Source organism: Sulfurovum aggregans, from assembly GCF_055385215.1.
The window spans coordinates 354,101-375,858 of record NZ_AP042387.1 but is presented as its reverse complement, the minus strand read 5'-3'; the positions used below and the strand labels follow the sequence as shown (position 1 = coordinate 375,858).

Sequence of the window (21,758 nt, the reverse complement as noted above, 5' to 3'; positions counted from 1 at the left end):
CTTCAAATGTTGTTTCATTGTTTAATAAATAACAAGTAAGTTTGTAGGTAGCCTATTAAGAGAAACATTAATGTATCCTCCTTTCTTAATAGGTTACCAATAAAAAATAATGTTTTCTTCTATACTTTCTATGTTTTATTCAATATTAAAATAATTATTACTGATAAAATTAAATAATTGATTCAAATCAATATACTTTAGTTTATATTATGTTATAGTTTTGCATGGATTATATTAAAATAATTCATTTTAAAGTTAAAGGAGAGGAAAATGACATTTTCAAACTCAATAGAGTTGTTGGCGTTTCATAATGTAGCTTATACTATTTATGCTCTACTGATTATTTCAGTCATTGCATGGTTTGGTTATAATCTTACAAAAAAAGAAGCAAAATCAGTTGTGCGGATACCGTTTTATGCTTATATCGCATTTTTGGTTGCAGGAGGGGTGGGGCACCATATTTTTACCTACAATACCATTCCCTGGGTATCAGAGGATATTACACGGCATGAAATAACCCCTGATGCAACCTATAAGTTTACAATAGAAAAACATAAGTGGACACTTCCACAAAAAAAGATCACAGTTCAATGTGAACAGAAGATCCTTTTTGATGTGGTGAGTAAAGATTTGGTGTACGGATTTGGTCTTTTTAGACAGGATGGTACTTTAGTGATGCAGATGCAGGTCAACCCAGGCAGTAGCAATGACCTTTTATGGACATTCAACCATAATGGTGTGTTCGATCTGACATCAACGGAGTATTCAGGACCGGGTCAATATAGTGAAGATGGAAAAACAGATCTGATGAAAGTACATAACTTTGTTGAAGTTATCGGATGTAAAAAAGGGGGAGGTAAAAAATGAGTTTTACAGATAATTTAATTAATGGGACAAATTTTAACCATACAAGCTTAAATGCACTACAGAAAGTGACGCTTAGAGCGGTTGTGATGTCTTTTCTCTTCTTTGGGTTGGCATCAGTTGAAGGTATGATCATGCGTATGGTCTCCACAGGACCGGTTAACCCACTACCTGAAATGTTCTCTCAACCAGAACATTATTTTTCGATTATGACCGTACACCCAATTATAGGTATTTTTGGTTCAACCTACCAGCTGGTCTTTGCTGCATTTATGTTCCTGGTGCCTTTTTTGACTAAAAAACCTTTATATAGTGTAAAATTGGCTAACTTTGTTTGGCTAATGATTACTATCGGTTCCGCATTAGCATGGATAGCTGCATTTGTATGGCAGTATGCACCGCTTTATACACTCTACTGGCCTCTACCTGCAGATACTGAACAGTTTCAGCTTATTGGCGGAATAGTATTTATTCTGGGAGTTGCTTTGATCATGATCGGTACATTCGGATTTATCTATAATATCTATGCCACGATCTTTGCCAGAGTCGGTGTACATAAAGACAAAACAACCAAAGAGCTTTTGATCTCTGGTTTTGGTATTGACGGAATGTTGAACCTGTGGAATAAACTCAGAGGAAAACAGCCATACAGTAAAGAGCCTGCTCTTGCGCTTCCTGTTGTTGCGATCTTCCGTGGTACGGTCGATACATTCCTGGATGCAGTGGTAATTTTGGGCGCAGGTCTTCTGGTACTTGTCTATTTGATCTTTGATGCAAGCGGGGCACCCCTTAATGTTGCGACCATTGATTCCCTGCTCTATAAAAATTTCTTCTGGTGGGGACTTGACCTTGTTGCAGATGGTTTGGTACTTATTTATGTAGCCGGTTCCTGGTATCTTTTGGCAACGTTGATCACAGGTCAAAAGCTCTTTATGGAGAATGTGGCTAGAGCAGCGCTTATGTTAGAGCTTCTTGTTTCCTGGATGGTATGGTCCCACCACCTGCTAGCTGATCAGGGACAACCCGAAATGATGAAATTGATCTCCGGTGAGATGGTAACAGCATTTGAGCTTCTTACTCAAGGACTCGCACTCTTTATTACACTTGTAACACTATGGAAAGCAAGACCGCTTAAAATGACGATGGAGCTCAAGTATCTTCTTGGTGGTCTGGTTGGATTTGGTCTGGCAATTCCTGCTGCGATCATTCAGGCAGATATGGGTATGAACAGAATACTTCATAATACACAGTGGATCATTATGGCACACGTGCATATTGCATTGATCGTTGGTCTTTACATGACACTTTACAGTGCATTGTATGTGCTCTGGCCATTGGTTACGAACAATACGAAAATGTATTCCGGTAAACTTTCAAATGCACACTTCTGGCTTTTCCTTATCGGTGGTATCGGTATGGGTGCATTTGCTGGTATGGCCGGGCTTGACGGTATGCTTAGAAGACACCTCTATATTAATGGTGAGTTTAATACTCTTATGTTGCTGGCAGCCGCTTGTGGGGCAATGATTTTAGTGGCATGGCTAATCTTCCTCTTTAACATTATTATGTCAGTAGGGCTTAAAGGATTGATCGGTATTTTCCTGCCTGCAAAAGATCAAACAGCTTCTTATGGATTGGATGAAGAATTGGAACCTGCAAAGGATCCTGAGTTTGCATCATAAAGTACAGGGGGGGAGTCCCCTCTGCTGTCTGTATCCATGTTATGGAGAATGGGAATAATCATGTTGATTTACCCCTGTCAAACAAATTAAATCCTCCATTATAATAATTTTATGTGCTATGCCATAAATATTTAATTTGTTTAACAGTGTTAAGTCTATATAGAACAGTAATAATTAAAGGATAGATATTGATTCATCTCAAACGTGTTGCACTTGAAATCAAAACAGTTGGTTTATATGATCTTATTTTGCAGGATATACATAACATTACCGGTAAAAAGAGAGTCAGTGAAGATGATATCCTGGAGGTCATGGAAAAATATCCTCAAATACTGGAGGATTACAAGCAGACGAATGTAGAATATAATATCAGTAATATCCATATAAAAGATATAGATATAGAAAATCTGGAAGAATCTTGTCAGGCAAGAGCACAGAAGATCAATGAAAATTTAAAAAATCTGAGAGAGATAGAGAAATATACTCTTGATTTTGAACAGAGTTCTACCTTGGTGATCATATTTTCTATAGAGTTCTTTGTGCTGTTTTCTGTACAGTATTTCATTGTCCTTCTTGATCTTAAAGAGTGGCAGTGGTGGATCTATGGTGTTTTTGCGCTCTCTATTGTGGTTGCATGGTGGTATGCGAGAAAAGAGCGAAAAAAGTATGATATAAATAGTAAACTGTTTGAAGAACAGTATGAAGAGACTTTAGGGTTGATCGAAAAGCTTGAAGAGGATGGCTGTATCAAAAAGTCTGATCTGATCATTGCTGAGTGTGAAGAACATGTTTGACACGGTAACGATTCATTATACTTGGGATAAAGAGACTTTTTTAAAAGCGAGCCATGCGGCATATAAGTATGAGATGAAACATTCACCTAAACGTTTCCTGGGATGGATCTTTATTGTAATGACACAGTTCTCTGTGGTTGCCGCTATGAAAAAAGAGGCTGTAGGGTTTCTTCTTATCTCTACCTTCTTAACCGTCTATTGGTATTTTCTAAGATGGCCGATGCGGAAAGCAATGTTAAGTAAAAGTTTTGATGCTATTCCAGATGCAGACCATACCTTTCACATCACTGCTTCGGAAGAGGGGCTGATCATAGACGGGCATATGACACCATGGAAGAATATTTTGGAAGTGGTCTCGCTGGAAGAGGGATATCTTCTCTATCATGGTGATACATTTGTGTTCTTCCCTGTGTACGCATTTAAAGATTTAGAAGAAAAAAACAGATTTGCCACTTTGGCCAAAGAAAAAGTAAAACATTACCAAAGGGGTTAACATGGCATATGTCTATATGGGTATCATCATTGTGTTTCTTATCGGGATTATTGCTATTGCAATGACTTTGGATAAGGATAATAAAAGATATGGGAAAAGAATAGGGTTCTTGATCTAAATATGTTTCTTTATATTATTAGAATATTATATGGATTTTAAAAAAATACGAATTTTTATCAATGGATTTGGGCGTATCGGCAGATGTGCAGCACGAATCATTTTGGAAGATAGCAGTCTGGAGCTGGTGGGGATCAATGATCTTTACAGCTATGAACAGATGGCATATCTTTTGAAGTATGATTCTATTTACGGAACTATACCATATGAGATAAAAGCAGAAAACCATACACTTTGTATTGATCAGCAAAGAGTAAAACTTTTTTCTGAACCTAGTCCTGAAAATATAGATCTGACTTCACTTGGTATTGATGTTGTTTTGCAGTGCAGCGGAATGTTTTTAACCGTTGAATCCAATAGACCTTTGATCGAAAACGGAGCAAAAAAAGTGATTGTATCTGCTCCTCCGTCAGATGGGATGCCAACCTATATCTATGGAGTAAATCATAAACAGTATGCCAATGAGTCTATCATTTCAAACTCGAGTTGCTCTGCCAATGCTATTGTTCCACTGTTTAAGATCATTGATAAGTATTTCGGGATTGATAGTGCAATGATGAGTATGTACCATAGTTATACAGTATATCAAAATCTGCTTGACAGTAAACACTACTCCAAAGATATACGCAGAACACGTTCTGCTACACAGAATACTATTCCGCTTATGAGCAGTGCAGCTGAGGCAACTGGTTATTTTTTCCCTCACCTCAAAGAGAAGCTTTATGCTAAAAGTATCAGGGTACCGATTCCAAGTACGACATTATATAATTTAAGTATCAGGCTGAAAGGAAGGTATACAAAAGAGGAAGTGAATGCCAGATTTGAGGTAGAGGTGAAATCCTCATATAAAAACATACTTGATACTACAGAGACTCCAAATGAATCTAACGATTATATATTGAACCCCTATAGTGCTGTGATCAACCTCCCTTTTACTGAGATAGCAGGTGATTTGCTCAGAGTCTCAGCCTGGCAGGATAATGAATACGGGTATGTTAAAAGATTGGTTGAAGTAATAAAAGTCATAACATGAAATTAAGAAAAATTACTTGATTTTAATCAAGTAATCGTTAAAATAAAAAAATTGAGAAAATAATTTTTCATTTTTTGATAACAATTAAATAAAATTATTGGAGTAATATATATGGTAAAAACGATTATAAAAAGAGATGGAAGTTCTCAGAAATTTGTACCTTTCAAAATAGAAGATGCGATTAAAAAAGCATTTAAAAGTGAAGCGAAAGCCTATGATAAGAGTGTCTTTTCAGAGCTAATGGATACTATCAAAAACAAAGATGAGATCAGTGTCGAAGAGATTCAGGATATCATAGAAAAAGTTTTGTATGAACATCAGCATTTTGAAGTGATGAAGTCATTTATGCTCTACCGTCATATGCACAAGATCCAAAGAGAACATATCCTGGGACTGGATGAAGATACAACCTATATCAATTCGACACAAACCATCAAAGAGTATATCGATAAAGCTGACTGGAGGATCAAGGCCAATTCCAATACAGGCTATTCCAATGCCGGACTTGTCAATAATACAGCAGGCAAAGTGATCGCCAACTTCTGGCTGGATACGATCTACTCCAAAGAAGAGGGTTATGCACACAGGGATGGGGATTATCACATCCATGACCTGGATTGTTTGACCGGATATTGTGCAGGATGGAGCCTGCGAGTGCTTTTGGATGAAGGGTTTAACGGTGTGCGAGGAAGAGTAGAGAGTAGAGCACCTAATCATTTCAGGGAAGCACTGGGACAGATGGCAAATTTTCTGGGTATTTTGCAGAGTGAATGGGCAGGAGCACAGGCATTTTCTTCCTTTGATACGTATTTGGCACCTTATGTGTTTAAAGACAGACTTTCGTTTGATGAGATTAAAAAAGCAATAAGAAGCTTTGTGTACAATCTCAATGTCCCGGCACGATGGGGACAAAGTCCTTTTACCAATATTACCATCGATTGGACGGTTCCTGCTGATCTGAAAGATCAGATACCGACACGAAATCAGCAACATCTTTTTCATGGATTGGATGATGAAGATCTATTGAAGCGTGCCAAAGAGAGAGATGAAGATATTCACTCTCTGGAGAGTATGACCTATCACTATTTTCAGCCTGAAATGAATCTTATCAACAAAGCTTACTATGAAGTAATGACGGAAGGTGACAAGAGTGGGCAGCCATTTACTTTTCCTATTCCTACGGTAAATATCACCGAAGATTTTGACTGGTATGGAGAAAATACGGATATTCTTTTTGAAAATACGGCAAAAATAGGATCTTCCTATTTTCAAAACTTTATAGGCAGTCAGTATGTGAGAAATGAAAAGGGTGAACTGATACCCAATGAAGAGGCATATAAACCTGGGCATGTGCGAAGTATGTGCTGTAGGCTGCAGTTGGACCTTCGTGAACTTCTTAAAAGAGGTGGAGGGCTGTTTGGAAGTGCTGAAATGACAGGAAGTATCGGTGTTGTGACGATCAATATGGCAAGATTGGGATATCTCTATGCAGGAGATGAAGAGAAGCTTTTTGCAAGGCTTGCCAAACTCATGGAGTATGCCTACTCAACACTTGAGAAAAAAAGAATTTTTATCCAGGAGATGTATGATAGAGGACTTTTCCCCTATACGGCAAGGTATCTTCCCGGGTTTAACAATCACTTCTCAACTATCGGTGTCAACGGGATGAATGAGATGATACGAAATTTTTCTCATGATAAGCATACGATAGCCGATACATTTGGAAAAGAGATGGCTATGAGGATCCTGGACTTTATGAGAGATCAGCTCAAAGATTTCCAGGAACGATCAGGGAACCTTTATAACCTTGAAGCAACACCGGCAGAGGGTACAACCTACCGATTTGCAAGAGAAGATATCAAAAGATATCCGGATATCATACAGGCTGGGACCGAAGAGAACAACTACTATACCAACTCTTCCCAGATCCCTGTATTCTATACGGATGACCCTTTTGAAGCGTTAACTCTGCAAGATGATCTGCAGTGTAAATATACAGGCGGAACGGTATTGCACCTGTATATGAGAGAGAAGATCAGTTCTGCAGAAGCAGCCAGAAAATTGGTGAGAAATGTCATTAGTAATTTTAGACTACCCTATATTACGGTGACACCCACCTTTTCCATTTGTGAAAAACATGGCTATCTTTCCGGGGAATATGAGTATTGCCCCAAATGTGATGAAGAGATTTTAAGAGAAGCATGTTAAAGGGTAGAATATGCAAAGATCGAGGTACAATTATACTGGAAGGAGGGAGATGATTGGCAAAGTAATAAAATTTAGTTTAAGAAACTTATAATATTAACTCAAAAAAAGGAGATAAAATGAATCAAAATGAAATACTGGAAAAGTTAAAAGAGAAAAGAACAAAGTGTATTGTCTACACAAGGGTGATGGGATACCATAGACCGGTTGAAAGTTTTAATATCGGTAAAAAAGGCGAGCATCAAGAGAGAAAGTTTTTTCTTGAAAAAGCATCACGAACCAATGCCGCTTAAACCTATATATGACATTACTCCCTTTACCGCCTTGGATTACCCTGATCACCTGGCGACTATTTTTTGGTTTGCCAAGTGTAATATGCGCTGTGTGTATTGTTATAATAAGGATATTGTATTTGGAGAGGGAAAGATAAGCCAAGAGGAGGCATTGGACTTTTTAGATAGTAGAACAGGGCTCCTTGAAGCGGTGGTTTTGTCCGGAGGAGAAGCTACACTTTATGATGGCCTGCCAGAGTTATGTCGAAAGATCAAGCAGAAAAAATTTAAAATAAAACTGGATACCAATGGATTGAACCCAAATATGATTCAAATGTTGGTAGAAAAGAGTCTGGTTGATTATATTGCACTTGACTATAAAGCACCCAAAGAGAAGTTTCTTTCTATAACAAAAGATAAACATTTCGACCGTTTTTCAAAGACACTGAATTTTTTAATCAAAACACAGTTTCCCTTTGAGGTAAGAACAACGGTTCATAGTGATCTGTTAAGAGTGGAAGAAATTAACAGGATCGTTAAAGACCTGATAAAAAGAGGGTATAAGGGTACTTACTATTTACAGCCGTTTGTCTTTACCGATAATACAATCGGAAGAGTAAAAGAGGAAACGAACCCTTTTGTCAGATCGCTTCTTTCTACTGAGTTGAAAATTGTTTGGAGAGAATAATTAAAAATACTTTTTATATAGGGGTTGTTCTTAATATTCTCAGTTTATTTACAATCATTAACATTTGGGAACAATACCATCTTTCGCATATTTTACAGCAAAATCATTCACATGTTTCCACCATGAAGGTTTGATTTTTTCAAGTTTCAATCTTGGACAAATCTTTTTTGTTTCTTGAGGGAATTGACCATTTTCGTATATTTCTTCCCATTCTTCCTGCGTATGATTTCTGGCAAAACGCACACCTGAAAAACCACACTTCTTACGAAACTTCTTTTTAAAAAGTTTTTGACCTTTCTTTGCACTTGCAGGTGCTGCTGTAGGCAAAGTTACCATTATAAAAGATGAGAGTACCAGAACTGTCAATATCTTTTTCATTAAAATCCTTCGTATAATCTATTTATCAACCAAATCGATAAAATAAGGTTGAGTTCAATAAAGACTCATAGTTTTCACAAAAGCTAACAGTAAACAAGTTTTTTTCCTTTTTGGACTTTGGTACCAGCACATAAAACGTCTTGTGTTAGCTTTATAAAATCATCTATAGGATGCTAAGGAGGAGTGTAAGAACTTCTACCTTGTATAACACGAAGCTATGAGAACTTTAAAACTAACACTCAAGGGGTTTAAAATGTATTATGTTGGAATTGATGTTGCTGAAAAAAAACATTATGTGTGCATCCTGGATGATGCTGGTGAATTTGCTGTAAAACCATTTTGGATCTATACGGATATTCTTGGGTTAAGAAGGCTGATTGAACAGTTTGCCAACCTGTCATTAGACAATGATGATTTTATTATTGGTATAGAATCAACAGGAGCTTTTTCTGAGAATTTGTATGAATATATTACAGACAATGACTACCAAGCCGTTTTGCTAAACGCTTATCAGACTGCCAAGTTTCGTGATTTCCGTACCATACGAAAAGTAAAGAATGATGCGATTGATGCCTATGTCATTGCGGAACTTTTATCTACCGGTAAATACAAAGAGAGTCATATCTCCAATGATGCCTATCATTCAGTCAAGGTATTAGGCAGAACCAAACGTTCACTGGAGAAGAAGATAAAAACCATCAAGAGGGAAATCTCTACTGTAATGGCGACTGTCAATCCTGAGATTGGCAGAGTATTTCCAAATATCTTTACCAAGACAGCACTTGCGATCATCAAAGTCTACCCTACTGCAATAGATATGCAAAAAGCTACGCCAAAGAAGCTGACTCGTCTATTCCGTCATATCAAAGGTAACAACTTCTCTGAAGATAAAGCCAAGTTCCTGATCGATCTTGCCAATACTTCAGTATATGCTGGTCGTGCCTATGAAGCCAGATCTCTAATGATCACTACTAATATTAGGATATTAGAGCTTTTATGTCAAGAAAAGAAGCATATTGAAGAACAAATCAAACAACTTATTACCGAAGAAATAAATACAATTGACAATTCTATTGAAAATCTCCAAAGTATACCCGGTATCTCAGATAAAACCATTTCTGCCATATTAGGAGAATGTGGAGATCTCAGGCGATTTGATTCAGCCAAAGCTTTTATTGGCTATCTTGGTCTTTATCCTACACAGTATCAATCTGGCAACTCCAATTCTATAGGCAGGCTTGCAAAAAGAGGCATACCTATTGCCAAACATGCACTTTATATGGCTGCAGTAGGATCTGTATTGCACAATCCTCAGCTAAACAAGATCTTTCGAGACAAAGTCTCTTCGGGTAAATCCAAGAAAGAAGCTTTAATCATTATCTCCAAGAAAATAGCAGCGATCATGTATTCCATAGTCAAACACAATGAACCTTATCAAGCCCATAGAGTATTTATCCCCAACAGGTAAATATTCCCGTTAGTTTTAGCACTTGTGAAAACAATGAGTTTTTAATGAACATTGACCAAATATTGTTTTAGTATCTATTTGATCATTTGAATATTCTTTTCAAATACTCAAATAATCCAACAGGATACCTCTGTCTATAAAAAACAGCTATTGGTTTAAGCTATTCTTTATAGGATGGTTTTTATAATAAATTTATCAATCAAATAGTTAAAATAAAATTGTGTCATCTATTTGAATCCTTTGAATATTTTTTTCAAAATACTCAAAGGATTCAACAAAAGATCTCTACCGATTTTACTCCATTACTTATAATTTACATTCGTAAGAAAATATAAAATTAACAAGAAAGTGCCTTATAAATTGTATTAGCCACTTCATCAGTATAAATATTTAAATTTTCTTCTAAAACATTTTCACCACTTAAAAAAGTCATAGCACCCAAAATACCACTTATTAAAGAAAATGCTACATAAAAATCTCTCTCTTTAAACTCACCATACTCTACCCCTGTAGTTATAAGCCTTTCAATTTCATCAATAAATTCTTTTGCAAGAGAAAAACCACAATCTTCTTCATCACAAAAAAGTTCTCTATTAGATAAATAAACTCTAAAGAAGTATTCGATCATTTCTGGATTTTTTTGAATAAAAACAAAGTAAACACTAACAAATTGACGGATTTTTTCTTTTTGAGAAATATCTCCATTATTAATATATCTTAATTCAGCAGCTAATTTTCCCGTAACAAATTTTATTGATGCTTTTGCTAAACTTTTTTTTGAAGGGAAATAGTTGTAAATATTTCCAACACTGATACCCATATTGTTTGAAATTTCAGATATAGTAGTATTATAAAAACCTTTTTTTGAAAAAAGTTTCAATGCAGATAGTATTATCGTATTCTTTTTTTTAAATTTTTTTCTCATATATTTAAATTTTTTTCCTAATAAATTTTTAAAATATTTACACTCTTTTATCAAAGATCATAGATATTTAATTGATATATTTGCCTCTTGTTTAACTTTTTGCTGCATAAACTCATTTTCTACTTTTGATTTAACTAATTCAAACCTACTATTAAATTTTGGTATATCATTTAAAATATAAAAAATTTGATAACCAAACTCTGTTTTTATAGGCTCTAGTGAATATTCCGATTTTCTTAGATCTTTTAAGAGAGGTTTTAATTGATCATTTAATTGTTCTGTAGGAATCTTGCCAAAATATCCATTTTTAGATGCGGAAAGTGCTAATGAATATTTTTGGGCCAATGCTATAAAAGTCTCTAGTTTATTCTTTGATTTAGCCAACTCATCAATAATAGTATTTGCTTTGTTTTGATCTTCAACAACTATTGTCAAAAGTTCTTTCATAGCAAGTGTATCATATTTATTCAATTCATAATACTCTTTGAACTCTTTCTGTGTTAAAGCAGCTTTAATTTTATCCGCTTGTTCATTTACAAGAAAATAAAATGCCAATAAACCTTTTTTACTATAGAGTTGTTCTTCTGTATATCCTTTTATTTTAGTATCTTTTTTTAATATATTTTCCAGAAATTTTTCTTCCTCTTTTTTATCTTTTAGATCACTATTCATTTGCAGTACATGTTTTAAGGTTTTTTTAAATTCTTCAGATTCACTTATTGGTGTTGACAAAGCATAATCACTGGCAAGCTTTTTTTTAATGAGCCTATTTATAATTTTTTTTTGTAATACTTTGCCCAGACTTTTAAAATTTTTTGGAGCAACCTCTGTTATAGTATTTTGTCTATGTGCTGACACAGAACTTATAAAAGCCAATAAAAGTCCTATAACCATACCAATAATGACTATAACAATTGGAAATTCAAATTCAGTTTTTTTATATTCTTTCCCCATTGTTACTCCTCTATATCCATTAACTACCCCCCCCCTTTATATTTTATGAAACATTAAAAGCAATTATTGCATTGTATATCAATATAAAATATATTCCTCTTAAGTTTAGTGAATGGTCATTCAGTAAACTATATATTGCTATTAAACTCTCTCATATAGTAAGTGCGGCTCTTCTATCATCTGCCGCTGCTGTTATCGCAAGATCGCTTCTGTAACAGCAGCTCCACCTGCATAAATTCTTGCATTTGAAGTCCTTTTTTCTTCACCTACAATTATATCTTCCCCTTTCCCTGTATTAATTTGTCCATGGAAATTCAACGTTATCAAAAACAAGTGCCAATATAATTACATCACACTCTAAGGTAAAATCACTATCTTCTATGATTTCAAGTTTTCTTCTCCCACTCTCATCAGGTTCACCTACTTGTGTTCTTTGACAGATCAATCCTTTTACATGTCTGCCTTTATCAATCACAACCTCTTTAGGAGCGGTATAAAATTCAAAAATAACTCCTTCTTCTTTAGCGTTGACAACTTCTTTAGCAGAAGCAGGCATATTTGCTTCGTCTCTTCTGTAAGCACATCGAACCGATTTTGCTTTCATTCTTACGAAAGTTCTGACCGCATCCATAGCAGAATTCCAACCTCCAATGACTACAACATGCTTATCTTCTAAAATGGTCTCGTAGAAATCTTCAAATACTCTTTTTTGTGCATGTTTTAAAATATCCATAACATGATTCATACCGTGTGCATTTTCATTTTTCATCCTGGCACCTATACTACTTAGCGCTCCAAGACCTACAAAAATAGCATTTATTTTTTGAATGGGGGGTGAGTAAAAGTATGAGAAAAAATTACCTAGTATTTAGGAAAAAGTTTATTTTGTGGAACTGTTATAAACATATAAAAGAATTATGATAAAATACAAAGAATAAACTAAAAGGATATCTTTGAGAATAGCAGATAAAAAAGCCTTAAAACGTGAATCTATCATTCAGGCAGCTTTACAACTTTTTTCTACACACGGCTTTCACAAGACAACGATTCCTGATATTGCTGCGAAACTCCATATGAGTGTAGGGAATCTATATAATTATTTTTCATCTAAGGATATATTGGCAAAAGAGATCATTAAGTATACTTCAGAATTTTTGGGAGACGAGATACGTACAGTAAATATGCTGGATATCTCTTCTGAAGAGAAGATTAAGAAGATCGTAGAGATCTATTTTGGTATGGCAAAAGAGAAGCCGGAGATGATAGAGTATTTCCTTCGTGTCTATCTTTCTCATAGAGAAGTATTCAGTGATGGCTGTGAAGGAATGACCTGTGTCTCCGGTTTTATTACTGAGATCATGATATTCTTTGATGATGGTGTCAGCAAAGGGGAGTTGCGTAACCAGGACTTCTTTTCTGCTTTTGGACTTTTTATGGGTTACCTGGGGGGAATGGTTTTTATTCAGGGGGAAAAGATACTTCCTAAAGAGCTTGATGACTATATAGATGATATCTCTCGTAATATTTACTATGCTTTAAGGGCTTGATCTATGCCAAGCTATTTTCTTGCCGCCAGGGAAGCTTCAGTGAGAGGAATTTTTACCGAAGCTTTGCTTTGGTAAAAAGGAGAGAGGAATAATGAAACCTAAACTCCTTTGGCTACAGTCTATTACCTGTAATGGAAATGCCCACTCTTTTTTAAATCATCCGGAGCTTTTTCCTATACTCTCTCATTTTGATTTGCTACATCATCCATTACTTGAAACTAAGTATGAAATAGAGGATCTTATTTCTGGTAAGTTGAAATGTGATATTCTTATTTTAGAGGGTTCTTTTAAAGAAAAAGGAGTTTTAAAAAAAGGGATAGAAGTTTCACATCTGATAGAAATTTATGCGAATAGGGCAAAGCATATCATTTCGGCCGGAACCTGTGCAACTTTTGGTGGTATTTTCAAACAACATGATCCGGAGAATATTTCAGGATTTTGTTTTGATGAAGAGAAGCAGACAGAACGTTATAAAACCTATGCTTCCAAGCTCATTTCTCTTCCAGGATGTCCCATTCATCCTAAATGGCTCTCCTATGTACTTCTGATGCTGGCAAAAGGTAAAACTATTCCTATAGATGAGTTGCACCGTCCCCAGGAGCTTTATAATATTACAGTGCATACAGGGTGTGTACGTAATGAGTATTTTGAGTGGAAGATCAATCCTAAAGGTTTTGGGCTCAAAGAGGGGTGTTTGTTTTATGAACAGGGGTGTCAAGGTCCTTACACCAGAGGAAGCTGTAATAAGATACTTTGGAACGATACCAGCTCTAAAACTATTGTAGGTACTCCCTGTTTTGGTTGTACAGAGCCAACTTTCCCAAAAACAGCACTTTTTTCCACCAAGACCAATATGGGAATTCCTGCAATGATGCCTTTAGGCGTACCTAAGCGAGCCTATTTAACAGTAACAGGAATTGCAAAAAGTTTTAAAATAAAAAGACTTGAAGAGAGGATTATCAAAGATGATAATTAAGCAACTGATCGAGAAGATAGAAGGTGAAGCTGAGCTGGACTTTTCATTATATAAAAATAAAATTGAAGATGTAAAAATAAAATTTGGATTTTATAGAGGAATAGAAAATATTCTTATTGGTAAAGATGCACGTGATGCTTTGGTTATTACCCCTAGGGTATGTGGTATTTGTAACCATGCACATCTTATAGCCGCTGTAAGAGCTTTAGAAAATGGATATGAGAATGCAGGGATTAAAGTGGAATTAAGCAACAAAGCGAAAGATATAAGAGAATTTACCCTTGCTTGTGAACTGATACAAAATCATATAAAATGGTTTTATTTGAGTATATTGCCAGAATTGGAAAAATTATTAAATGAAAAGAGTGGTGAGAATTATGGACTTAAGGCTTCATATCTTTCTTCTACGATTACAAAAGCTTTAGCTGTTTTTGGTGGACAATGGCCACACTCTTCATATGCGGTTCCAGGCGGTGTAACCTGCGATCCTACATATGTTGATGTGATGCAGGTTGAAAGCCTGGTAGATGAATTTATTCGATTTTTTGAACAGATGGTCATACAGATACCCATAGAGAAGTATTTAAGTATCACTTCAGTCTCTTCATTGAATGAAATTGGAGGAGATTTTGGTAGAGTTCTCCAACTAATGGGAATGAATGAAATGGCAAATATCGGACACAGCCATGATCGGTTCATTGTATTTGGGGACGGTATTTTATCTCAGCCCGGTAAATCTATGGTAACAACAGTATTTAACAATGTAGATGTATCTTATGTGGAGGAAGCATTACAGGAAGATACGAAGGCTAAAGCTGTAAGTTACAAGCAAAAACTTTATGAAGTTGGACCTTTGGCTCGTGCAATGGTAGCTAAAGAACCTATTGTGAAAAGTTTGCATAAACGCTATAAAGATTCTATGCTGACACGGCTGTTCGCCCGTGTGCATGAAGTAGCACTTCTTTTAAACTATAGTAAAAAACTTTTACAAAATCTTACTTTAGATGAACCTTCCTGCACAATTAATGCCCATATAAAGGAATTAAGTTTTGAGGGAGCAGGTGTAGTAGAAGCAGCCCGCGGATCATTGATACATAGAACAGAAATAGAAGAGGGGAGGATAAAATCATATGAAATCATTACACCTACTCAATGGAATTTAAGTAATGGTACAAAAGAGTCTTTAGGGGTTGCACAAAAAGCGATGATAGGTCTTGATGATATTAATATAGCAGGGTTTGTTTTTAAAACTTTTGATGTTTGTTCTGTTTGTACTGCAAAATAAAAAAGTATTCTCTTGATTATATTGAAACAATAAACTACGATCCATATAAAATAATAATAATTATTATTTGAATGAATATTCAGTTGTTTTCTGCTACAATTAAAATATTAGATACAAAAAGGAGAAGTATCATGAAAATAAAAAATATTGTATTTTTTACAGCATTGGCAATATCAACACTGTTCGCCCAAACAGGGGAAGAGTTATTTAACAAAAACTGCTCAGTGTGTCATGCTAATGTACTCGGAGTTGTGAATGATGGAGGATATGAAAACAGTTATCTTACACCAGCACCATATGTGGCTGATCTTGTAAGTAAACTAAAAGAGAAAACCGGTTCAAAAGAGAAGTTTGCAGCATTTATCAAAGAGTATATACAAAATCCTGATAAACGAAAAACACTTTATGGGAAAAAAGCGATTAAAAAGTTTGGATTGATGCCATTGCTAAAAGGCACTATGAGTGATGAAGAGATGGCAGAATTAACAAGCTATCTTTATGGTTATAGTGAAAATAAAATGATTAAAAAAGAAGAATATAAAAAAGTGCTGAAAAAGATAAGTCATGAGGAGGAGTTGTTTAATAAGTACTGCTCTGAATGCCATGCTACTGTACTTGGAGTTACAAATGATGGAGGATATGAAAACAGGTATCTTACACCAGCACCATATGTGGCTGATCTTGTAAGTAAACTAAAAGAGAAAACCGGTTCAAAAGAGAAGTTTGCAGCATTTATCAAAGAGTATATACAAAATCCTGATAAACGTAAAACACTTTATGGAAAAAAAGCGATTAAAAAGTTTGGATTGATGCCATCGTTAAAAAGCACTATGAGTGATGAAGAAATATTTGGATTGGCAAATTTTCTTTATGAAAAATATACTAATTAATAAAAACAGAGTATTATTACAAGTTGTAAAACTTGTAATAATCAAGTCTTACAATAAATATATGCCCCTCTATTTTTACTTTAATATAGATAATTATATAAAAAAAGATATATTATATATTCCTGAATGATTATTCATTCAGGAATATATAATGTTGGTTGCTCTATCATACATAATGGTATTTTATTAATTTAATAAGGAATGGTTATGAATCTAGAAGTATCAAGACGAAGGTTTCTCCAAAGTAGCGTTGCATTAAGTATTTTAGGTGGCTCCACTGTAATGCCAACAGCGTTATTGTCTGATGATGAAAAAGATAAGAATAAAAAGAAAGGCTATGAAACTCCCACACTTTGTGAAATGTGTGTAAATAAGTGTGCGGCTATAGCAAAAGTAGAAGATGGTATTGTGAAAAAATTGGATCCTAATCCCTATTTTCCTAAATCTAAAAATATGCTTTGCCCAAGAGGGGTAGCTGGAGTTCATGCTCTTTATGACCCGGATAGACTGAAGTACCCTCTTGTTAGAATAGGAAAAAAAGGAGAAGGAAAATTCAAGAGGGTAACTTGGGATGAAGCCTATGAAGCTATTTTAAATGGTACAGAGCAGTTTAAAGGATTGGCTAAAATTTTAGAAGAAGAGGAAGACAATCGTTCAACAATAGCATATTGTGCCGGTGAAGGTATGGCAGAACATACCTATAAGGCTTTTATGTCAGATAAATTTGGTTCAGCAAACTTTGTAAACCATGCTTCTATATGTCTTCAAACCGTTGTTTCAGGATATGCTTTGACTATTGGTGGCTATGGACAGGCAGATTTGGAAAATGCCAAGTATGTCATAATGGCTGGGGCAAATAGAGCAGAAGCAATTGTTACACCGGATACTATGGATATTTTCAAAAGAACCAGAGGACGGGGGGCAACACTTATTGTGGTTGACCCAAGATATACCAGTACTGCGGCACAAGCTGATGAATGGCTTTCAATAGAAGTAGGAACAGATCTGGCATTTGTGTTGGCACTTACTTATGTTGTACTTGATGAAGTGCTTTATAACAAACAGTTTGTAAAAGAAAATATGAATGGTTTCTTGGAATATAGAGAACATATTCTAAAAAATAATTACACACCTGAATGGGCTGAAAAAATCACCGGTATAAAAGCCAATACCATTTATAAAATTGCCAGAGATTTTATGGCAGCAGCTCCTAGAGCTATCTATTATCAAGGAAGAAGAACAGCTTGGAGCAAACATGATTTTCAACTTAGACGGGCACAGGCTATTTTTAGTGCATTAGGTGGTGGAGTCGATATTAAGGGAGGTATTGTCTTTGGTACAAAAGTACCTTTGGAAAAACATGAAGTAAATGCTCCAATGTATGCTAATGCCGGATCAAGAATAGATAAAAAAGAAGCAGCTATAGTTGGGGCAAGTGGTACCTGGATCGGATTTAGAAATATGATTGTTGAAGATAGGACACCTTATCCAATCAGAGGAATGTTCATCTATAAACAAAATCCTATGCTAAGTGTACCAAATAGTGCAAAAACCAAAAAAATGTTTGAAAAAATGGATTTGGTTGTTACTATAGACACTATGCCAAGTGATACGGTTATGATGTCCGATGTAATCCTGCCTGAATGTACTTATTTGGAAAGAGAGGACCCTGTAAAATCTTTTGGAGGTCCTCAGCCTTCTATTGTTTTAAGAAATAAAGTGATAGATCCACTCTATGAGTCTAAACCAGTGATCGAGATAATGAAAGGGTTGACAGAAAAACTTTCTAAACCTCTCTTTGAAATTACTAAAAAATATGATGAAGATGTACAAAGTGAAATCAAAGATAGAAGTGAAAAAGAAGTTTATCATGAAGATGGGTTTGACTTAACAGATGCTTTTACTAAATCACAAGAAGAGATCAATGAACATTTAATCGTTAGTGAACATGGCAAAGCGGCCTATGAAAGCTTAAAAGAGAAGGGGGTCTATTATCCAAATATGGATAAATATTTCAAAAAGATATCTGAAAATGAATATGAATACTACCCTGAAGATAAGAGATATTATAGTGTGAATAAAGGCAAAGAAGCAGAAGATGTATATCATGATACTTGTGTAAATGAAAAAGAGATAGCTGCTTTGAAAAAAGAGTTCAAGACAGCTTCAGGTAAAGTAGAATGTACATTACCATTCATGAAGAAAAAAGGTGTTGATATTATGCCGACTTGGAGAGATGATTATCTGGTTACAACTCCTGAAGGTAAATTTAAATTTATTACTGGGCGGCATGCTCAATTTACGCAAAATGCAACACAAAACAATGTAATGTTGCTAGATCTTGTACGAGAAAACCATCTTTGGATAAATAAAGAAGAGGCGAAGAAGAAAGGTATTTTCCATGGGGATATAGTTGAAGTGGAAAGTAAAGTTGGCAAAATTAAAATTAAAGCATATCCAACTAATAAAATTATTCCGGGGGTCGTATTTTATGTACATGGATTCGGATCTGAAAGTACTGGATTGACATTTGGCTATCGTAATGGTGCAAGCGATAATGCAATTATAGAAGATATCATTGAGCCGGTCTTTGGTAGTGCAGCAATGCATGAAACAATCGTAGATGTAAGGAGAGCATAAGATGAATTTCGCAATGGCATTAGATTATCAAAACTGTATAAATTGTAAGGCATGTGAAGTTGCATGTAAAGAAGAGAATGGTGTTCAACTAGGGGCAGATAAACAAAGAATTTGGGTAGGAATGACAGAAAAAAGTATTTTTGGAAAACCTTTTTCCAATTTTTATCCTTCTCAGTGTAATCACTGTCAAGATGCACCTTGTGTCGATGTCTGTCCTACCGGGGCGAGTTATTTCGCAGAAGGTGGTTTAGTTATGGCAGACAAGGATAAATGTATTTTATGTAAAGGATGTATGGAGGCTTGTCCGTATGATGCAAGATTTGTAGATGATAAACATGTTGCAGTAGATAAGTGTACTTTCTGTTATGACACACGTATATCACAAGGGAAAACTACTACGGCATGCCAAGCTACATGTCCAACAAAAGTTCGTCTGTTCGGTGATCTGGATGATGAAAAGGGAGAGTTGGTACAGGTGTTAAAAAGCCGTAAATTTTTTGTGCTTAAGGAAACAGAAGGCACGGTTCCAAAGTTACTTTATCTATTCCCTGAGAATGATGAGCACTTTGCAGAAAATTCAATAGCCCATGATACAACATTATATACTTGGGAAACATTTAAACCGCTTATTGAAAATGCAAAAGCAAAAAGGAGTTCACAATGGAAAAATATCTAGTTGCAGGTCTTGAAATCAATAAGGTTTCAATTAAAGAGTTACTTTTTAATAAAACAATGCTTATTGCTTGTGTTTTTTTAGCGTTAGGTTTTTTTGGTATCTATGAAGTTTTTAATGAAAGATATTTTTTACTTGCCGCAGATGCACATGATGCCGGGCTTAATCCCGGAAGTAAAGAAATAGCTGAAGCGATGAAAGAAGCAATATTCGGTGCAGGTGGAGAGGTAAAGAGGGAACAACCCTGGACACTTTATATTGTAAATTATATGTATATGATCTATAGCGGAAGTGCCATTATCTTTTTTGTTGCTTTGGCTGAGCTTTTTAATATTGATATTATTAAAAAAACAGCAGCTGGTTTTATGACATTTGGCTTGGCAATGGTTTTTGGTGGGCTCTTTACTATAGCAGTAGATCTGAATGTATTGCATATGCAATGGATGTTCTTAACACCGAATTTAGGTGCAGGTATGTGGTTAATGCTGCCACTGTATGCAGTATATATTCCTTTTGTAATATTTGAAATTTATCTATTGATCTCAAAAAATCAGACATGGACAAAAAAGATAGCTTTTGTAATTTTATTATTAAGTATCGTTATTGATCTTATTGAATATTATATTCAGGCAAAATTATTTGATATGAATACGGCTAGACACTTGTGGACAACGTATCCTATGTTGACACTTTATTTTATTGTTTCAGCATTTGTAGCAGCGATTGCAATCATGATCCTATTTTCCACTTTTGTATATAAAGATAAATTAAAAGAGGATTTTAGTCATTTAATTCATTTTTTACGGGTCAGCATTTTGTATGCGATGGCAGTTTTGGCTATCTACGAAGCAATCGCATATCTTTTTATCGATAAAGACTGGGGAGCGATCATTCTTTTTGGGGAATTTAAATTCTACTTCTATTTATATCTGTTTTTGGCGGTGGGGTTACCTTTCCTTCTCAACTTCAAAAAACATTCAAATTTATTATGGGTTACACTTGGAGCCATATCGGTAGTGATAGGGACATATTTGGGTAGATATGTTTTTGTCTATGGTGGTAATGCGTACCCTATGAGTAATAGATTTGGTACAGGTTTTGAAAAATATGGAGAATATGAAGTGGTAAAAGAGTTTATTTTCTTCAATCCTCATTTCTCAGAAATACTTGTAGTTGTAGGTTCCTTGGGTGTAGTTTTAGCTGCATATAAAATTCTAGATATGTTGTTTGGTGTATCTGAGGTTTCAGATACACATTAATATAAACTCTCCTTCCTCTTCGTTTTTTAAGAAGAGGAGGGGACTAAGTATAAAAATTTTTGAGTTAATGGAAAATTCGGATTGCTAAAAACCTAAGAGACCTACGATACTATCGTATTTAAAAAGGGTTTCTTTACAATAAGCTGTAAAAAAGTGCCCAAATCGCCATTCAAAGCAGACCAAAAAGAATGGCAAATGACAAGGTATACAGAGATATATTTGCCTTGATTGTAAACAAAATTTTTCATCCAAATGCTATCCTAAAGATATTTAACAGATCATCTTTAAACACTATTTTTATCATCGTCAGATAGCAGAAGCATTAGCGAGAAAAAACAACCTAAGTGAACATCGGATCAGAGAACAAATACATCACTATGCACCTACAATAAAAACTAAGGACCTACGAAAAGTAGTTGTGGCATTAGATGCAACTTTTTTTGAGAAAAGGGTTGATAACTTTGGTCTGATCATTACTAAAGATGTTCATAAAACTATTCCTATTGCATACACTTTATTACAACAGAATCTCTTCTTGAATACCAAAGACTGATGAGAGGAAGGATTCACTATAAAAGCAGCAGTAAACGAGGGCTGTTTGGGATATTGAATGGG

Annotated in this window: 20 protein-coding genes; 16 read left to right on the top strand and 4 right to left on the bottom strand. The window is 35.1% G+C overall.

From position 1 onward, the window contains the following. The first annotated feature begins 270 nt into the window (after positions 1 to 270). From ACZ48W_RS01750 to ACZ48W_RS01715, 8 genes are all read left to right on the top strand, one after another. The gene (locus ACZ48W_RS01750) at positions 271 to 867 is read left to right on the top strand and encodes a cupredoxin domain-containing protein (protein ID WP_464827903.1); all 597 of its coding nucleotides are present in this window, start codon (positions 271 to 273) and stop codon (positions 865 to 867) included. Next, positions 864 to 2,546 (top strand): cbb3-type cytochrome c oxidase subunit I, encoded by a 1,683-nt coding sequence (locus ACZ48W_RS01745; protein WP_464827904.1) that lies wholly within the window; start codon positions 864 to 866, stop codon positions 2,544 to 2,546. The genes ACZ48W_RS01750 and ACZ48W_RS01745 overlap by 4 nt, the downstream gene beginning before the upstream one ends. 188 nt (positions 2,547 to 2,734) lie before the next feature. Then, positions 2,735 to 3,340: a hypothetical protein gene (locus tag ACZ48W_RS01740; RefSeq protein WP_464827905.1), complete on the top strand. Its 606-nt coding sequence runs from the start codon at positions 2,735 to 2,737 to the stop codon at positions 3,338 to 3,340. Further along, on the top strand, positions 3,333 to 3,833 hold the full coding sequence (locus ACZ48W_RS01735) for a hypothetical protein (RefSeq protein WP_464827907.1): 501 nt from the start codon (positions 3,333 to 3,335) through the stop codon (positions 3,831 to 3,833). Before ACZ48W_RS01740 ends, ACZ48W_RS01735 begins: the two co-directional genes overlap by 8 nt. A 148-nt stretch (positions 3,834 to 3,981) precedes the next feature. Beyond that, positions 3,982 to 4,983, top strand: a complete 1,002-nt coding sequence (locus ACZ48W_RS01730; RefSeq protein ID WP_464829229.1) for a type I glyceraldehyde-3-phosphate dehydrogenase — start codon at positions 3,982 to 3,984, stop codon at positions 4,981 to 4,983. Between the two features lie 111 nt (positions 4,984 to 5,094). Then, on the top strand, positions 5,095 to 7,191 hold the full coding sequence (locus ACZ48W_RS01725) for a ribonucleoside triphosphate reductase (protein ID WP_464827889.1): 2,097 nt from the start codon (positions 5,095 to 5,097) through the stop codon (positions 7,189 to 7,191). A gap of 116 nt (positions 7,192 to 7,307) precedes the next feature. Next, positions 7,308 to 7,481: an anaerobic ribonucleoside-triphosphate reductase gene (gene nrdD / locus ACZ48W_RS01720; RefSeq protein ID WP_464827892.1), complete on the top strand. Its 174-nt coding sequence runs from the start codon at positions 7,308 to 7,310 to the stop codon at positions 7,479 to 7,481. After that, positions 7,450 to 8,148 (top strand): anaerobic ribonucleoside-triphosphate reductase activating protein, encoded by a 699-nt coding sequence (locus ACZ48W_RS01715; protein WP_464829227.1) that lies wholly within the window; start codon positions 7,450 to 7,452, stop codon positions 8,146 to 8,148. Before nrdD ends, ACZ48W_RS01715 begins: the two co-directional genes overlap by 32 nt. A gap of 57 nt (positions 8,149 to 8,205) precedes the next feature. Here ACZ48W_RS01715 and ACZ48W_RS01710 read toward each other — a convergent pair whose 3' ends face one another. Continuing rightward, positions 8,206 to 8,526 (bottom strand): hypothetical protein, encoded by a 321-nt coding sequence (locus tag ACZ48W_RS01710; protein ID WP_464829225.1) that lies wholly within the window; start codon positions 8,524 to 8,526, stop codon positions 8,206 to 8,208. Positions 8,527 to 8,743: 217 nt separating this feature from the next. Here ACZ48W_RS01710 and ACZ48W_RS01705 point away from each other — a divergent pair, with 217 nt between their 5' ends. Then, positions 8,744 to 9,994, top strand: a complete 1,251-nt coding sequence (locus ACZ48W_RS01705; RefSeq protein WP_464827685.1) for an IS110 family RNA-guided transposase — start codon at positions 8,744 to 8,746, stop codon at positions 9,992 to 9,994. Positions 9,995 to 10,331: 337 nt separating this feature from the next. Here ACZ48W_RS01705 and ACZ48W_RS01700 read toward each other — a convergent pair whose 3' ends face one another. The 3 genes from ACZ48W_RS01700 to ACZ48W_RS01690 form a co-directional block, all read right to left on the bottom strand. Continuing rightward, positions 10,332 to 10,919, bottom strand: a complete 588-nt coding sequence (locus tag ACZ48W_RS01700; RefSeq protein ID WP_464829223.1) for a TetR/AcrR family transcriptional regulator — start codon at positions 10,917 to 10,919, stop codon at positions 10,332 to 10,334. Between the two features lie 57 nt (positions 10,920 to 10,976). Continuing rightward, on the bottom strand, positions 10,977 to 11,873 hold the full coding sequence (locus tag ACZ48W_RS01695; RefSeq protein WP_464829221.1) for a peptidylprolyl isomerase: 897 nt from the start codon (positions 11,871 to 11,873) through the stop codon (positions 10,977 to 10,979). A 295-nt stretch (positions 11,874 to 12,168) separates the two neighbouring features. Next, entirely contained in the window at positions 12,169 to 12,642 is a 474-nt protein-coding gene (locus ACZ48W_RS01690; protein WP_464829219.1) for a hypothetical protein, read from the bottom strand. Between the two features lie 184 nt (positions 12,643 to 12,826). Between ACZ48W_RS01690 and ACZ48W_RS01685 the strand changes: the two genes are divergently transcribed. The 7 genes from ACZ48W_RS01685 (at position 12,827) to nrfD (ending at position 21,143) form a co-directional block, all read left to right on the top strand. Beyond that, positions 12,827 to 13,420 (top strand): TetR/AcrR family transcriptional regulator, encoded by a 594-nt coding sequence (locus tag ACZ48W_RS01685; RefSeq protein ID WP_464829217.1) that lies wholly within the window; start codon positions 12,827 to 12,829, stop codon positions 13,418 to 13,420. A gap of 91 nt (positions 13,421 to 13,511) precedes the next feature. Continuing rightward, a complete protein-coding gene (locus tag ACZ48W_RS01680) occupies positions 13,512 to 14,396 on the top strand; it encodes an NADH-quinone oxidoreductase subunit B family protein (RefSeq protein WP_464829214.1) in 885 nt (294 codons plus the stop codon). After that, entirely contained in the window at positions 14,386 to 15,681 is a 1,296-nt protein-coding gene (locus ACZ48W_RS01675) for a nickel-dependent hydrogenase large subunit (protein ID WP_464829211.1), read from the top strand. The genes ACZ48W_RS01680 and ACZ48W_RS01675 overlap by 11 nt, the downstream gene beginning before the upstream one ends. A gap of 131 nt (positions 15,682 to 15,812) precedes the next feature. Beyond that, positions 15,813 to 16,571, top strand: coding sequence for a c-type cytochrome (locus ACZ48W_RS01670; RefSeq protein WP_464829209.1), 759 nt, complete (start codon positions 15,813 to 15,815; stop codon positions 16,569 to 16,571). Positions 16,572 to 16,778: 207 nt separating this feature from the next. Continuing rightward, on the top strand, positions 16,779 to 19,211 hold the full coding sequence (locus ACZ48W_RS01665; RefSeq protein ID WP_464829205.1) for a molybdopterin-containing oxidoreductase family protein: 2,433 nt from the start codon (positions 16,779 to 16,781) through the stop codon (positions 19,209 to 19,211). A 1-nt stretch (position 19,212) separates the two neighbouring features. Then, entirely contained in the window at positions 19,213 to 19,887 is a 675-nt protein-coding gene (locus ACZ48W_RS01660) for a 4Fe-4S dicluster domain-containing protein (RefSeq protein WP_464829201.1), read from the top strand. Continuing rightward, positions 19,872 to 21,143: an NrfD/PsrC family molybdoenzyme membrane anchor subunit gene (gene nrfD / locus ACZ48W_RS01655; RefSeq protein WP_464829197.1), complete on the top strand. Its 1,272-nt coding sequence runs from the start codon at positions 19,872 to 19,874 to the stop codon at positions 21,141 to 21,143. Before ACZ48W_RS01660 ends, nrfD begins: the two co-directional genes overlap by 16 nt. The last annotated feature ends 615 nt before the right edge of the window (positions 21,144 to 21,758 follow it).